Source organism: Cellulosimicrobium composti, from assembly GCF_010287905.1.
Lineage (GTDB): Bacteria > Actinomycetota > Actinomycetes > Actinomycetales > Cellulomonadaceae > Cellulosimicrobium > Cellulosimicrobium composti.
Genome location: NZ_JAAFAN010000133.1, coordinates 1 through 2,804, shown reverse-complemented (window position 1 = coordinate 2,804; position 2,804 = coordinate 1). Strand labels below are relative to the sequence as shown.

The following is a 2,804-nucleotide window of genomic DNA, read 5'->3' as shown; positions in this document are numbered from 1 at the left end:
CCCCCCCACCTCCACCCCCGCGGGGGGGGGGGGGCCCCCCGCCCCCCCCCCCGGGGGGGCGGGGGGGCCCCCCCCCCCCCCCCCCCCCCCCCCGGGGCCCCCGGCCGCCCCCCCCCCGGGGGCCCCCGGGGCCGGGCCCCTGCCCCGCCCCGACCAGCCCGACAGAACCTCACGACTCCCGGAGGAGTGCACCCCCATGGAACGACGTACCAGTCCCGGCGGCACGCGTCGCCGCGGCGCGCGGCGGTTCCTCGCCGCCACGGTCGCCGGGCTCACCGCGACGACGGTCCTCACCGTCGCCCCGGCGTCCGCGGCCCCCGCAGGGACGGCCGCACCGTCCGCCGTCACGTCCGTCGCCGACGCCACCGTCGCCGCCGAGCAGGTCCTCACGTGGACCGCGGACAACAGCGTGACCGACTACAAGACCTTCCCCGCCACGGCGGAGGCGGGCCCCGCCACGATCGTGTTCGAGAACAGCGTGGCGACCGGCAGCACGTTCGGCATGAGCCACACGCTCACGTTCGACACCGGCACCATCGGCTACAACCACGACGTGGACCTCAACATCCTCGCGAGCCCGTTCGACGCGAACGGCGGCCGGCACGAGGCCCAGGTGACCCTCACGCCAGGGACGTACCGCTACTTCTGCGCCATCCCCGGCCACGGCGAGATGTGGGGCGAGCTCGTGGTCACCGACGGCGGCGGGGGCGAGGACACCACGGCCCCGTCGGTCACCGCGCAGGTGACCGGCGAGCAGGACGGCGACGGCGCGTACGTGGGCGGCGCGACCGTCACCCTCACCGCGACCGACGACGACTCCGGCGTGGCCGGGGTCGAGTACGACCTCGACGGCGCGGGCTGGCAGGCGTACACCGAGCCGTTCGTCGTCGACGCCGTCGGCGCGCACACCCTGCAGTTCCGCGCGACCGACGCCGCGGGCAACACGTCCGAGGCGCAGACCGCGACGTTCACCGTCGTCGAGGGCGACGTCGAGGAGGACACCACCGCCCCGGTCGTCGAGCCCATGCTCATGGGCGAGCAGGACGAGGACGGCGCCTACGTCGGCACCGCCGCGTTCATGCTCCACGCCACGGACGAGGGCTCGGGCGTCGCGTCCGTCGAGTACCGGGTCGACGGCGGCGCGTGGCTCCCGTACACCACGACCGTGCCGTTCACCGAGCTCGGCGAGCACACGGTCTCCTACCGCGCGACCGACGTCGCGGGCAACGTGTCCGAGGTCGGGTCCGTGACGTTCACCGTCGTCGCGGGCGGCGAGGAGGACACGACCGCGCCGACCGTCACCGCCGAGGTCACGGGTGAGCAGGACGACAACGGCGCGTTCGTCGGGTCCGCGACCGCGACCCTCACCGCGACGGACGACGCGTCCGGCGTGGAGAGCGTGGAGTACGACCTCGACGGCGCGGGCTGGGCCGCGTACACCGAGCCGGTCGTCGTCACCGAGCCCGGCGAGCACACGCTCGTCTACCGGGCCACCGACGCCGCGGGCAACGTGTCCGAGGAGACCGTCACGACGTTCACCGTCGTCGCCGACGCCGGCGAGGACACCACCGCGCCGACCGTCGCGCACGAGGTGAGCGGCGCGCAGGACGGCAACGGTGCGTACGTGGGCTCCGCGTCCGTCGTCCTCACCGCGACCGACGACGGCTCGGGCGTCGCGTCCGTCGAGTACGACCTCGACGGCGCGGGCTGGGCCGAGTACACCGGGGCCGTCGTCGTCGACGAGCCCGGCCAGCACACGCTCGCGTACCGCGCGACCGACGAGGCCGGCAACGTCTCCGAGGCCGCGAGCGTCACGTTCGCCGTCGTCGAGGGCGACGGGAGCGACACCGTCGCGCCCGAGGTCGCCCACCGCGTCATGGGCGGCGAGAAGAACGAGGCCGGGGAGTACCTCGGCTCCGTGTTCGTGCGCCTCCACGCGACCGACGACGACTCCGGCGTCGCGTCCGTCGAGTACCAGCTCGACGGCGGCGAGTGGACCCCGTACGCCAAGCAGGTCTCCGTGCGCACCCCCGGCGCGCACACCCTGACCTACCGCGCGACCGACGTCGCGGGCAACGTCTCCGCCGTCGGGACCGTCACGTTCGTCATCGCGGGCGGCGAGGAGCCCGGCGACACCGACGGCCCCGTCGTCACCGCGGCCGTCAGCGGCAGCCGCACCCGCGACGGCGACTTCGTCGCGAGCGCGCGCGTCACGCTCACCGCCGTGGACGAGGAGTCCGGCGTCGACCGGATCGAGTTCCAGGCCGACGGCGGCGCCTGGCAGCGGTACGCGGCACCCGTCGCGTTCGCGGCCGACGGCCAGCACGTGGTGCAGTACCGCGCCGTCGACGGCGTCGGCAACGTCACGACCGGCGAGGTGACCTTCACCGTCCTCCAGCTCGTCCGTGACCGCTGCGTCGGGTCGGACGTGCGCCCGACGGTGATCATCGACGGCCACGACAGCACGGTGCAGAACTACGACGACGGCACCGGCTGCACGGTCAACGACCACGTCGCCGAGACCGACGAGTACTCCACGCACCGCGAGTTCGTGGAGCACGTGAGCCTCGTGACCGAGGACCTCGTCCTCGACGGCGTGCTCGACGACGCCGAGCGCGAGCTCATCATCGCCGCGGCCGAGCTGTCCGACATCGGCCGACGCTGACCGCCGCCGGGCCTGAGGCCCGGTGACGGTGCCGAGAACGGGGTTGGGGTGGTGATGCGCAGGGTGGGGCGCGCCCCCCCCGTGTGGGGCGGGGGGGGGGGGGGGTTGGGGGGGGGGGGGGCGGGGCGGGCGGGGGGGG

General features: G+C 75.2%; 1 protein-coding gene. It reads left to right on the top strand.

What is annotated here, in order from left to right; all coding sequences use genetic code 11:
* The first annotated feature begins 196 nt into the window (after nt 1–196).
* A complete protein-coding gene (locus tag GYH36_RS18980; protein ID WP_162290686.1) occupies nt 197–2,665 on the top strand; it encodes an OmpL47-type beta-barrel domain-containing protein in 2,469 nt (822 codons plus the stop codon).
* Nucleotides 2,666–2,804: the final 139 nt, after the last annotated feature.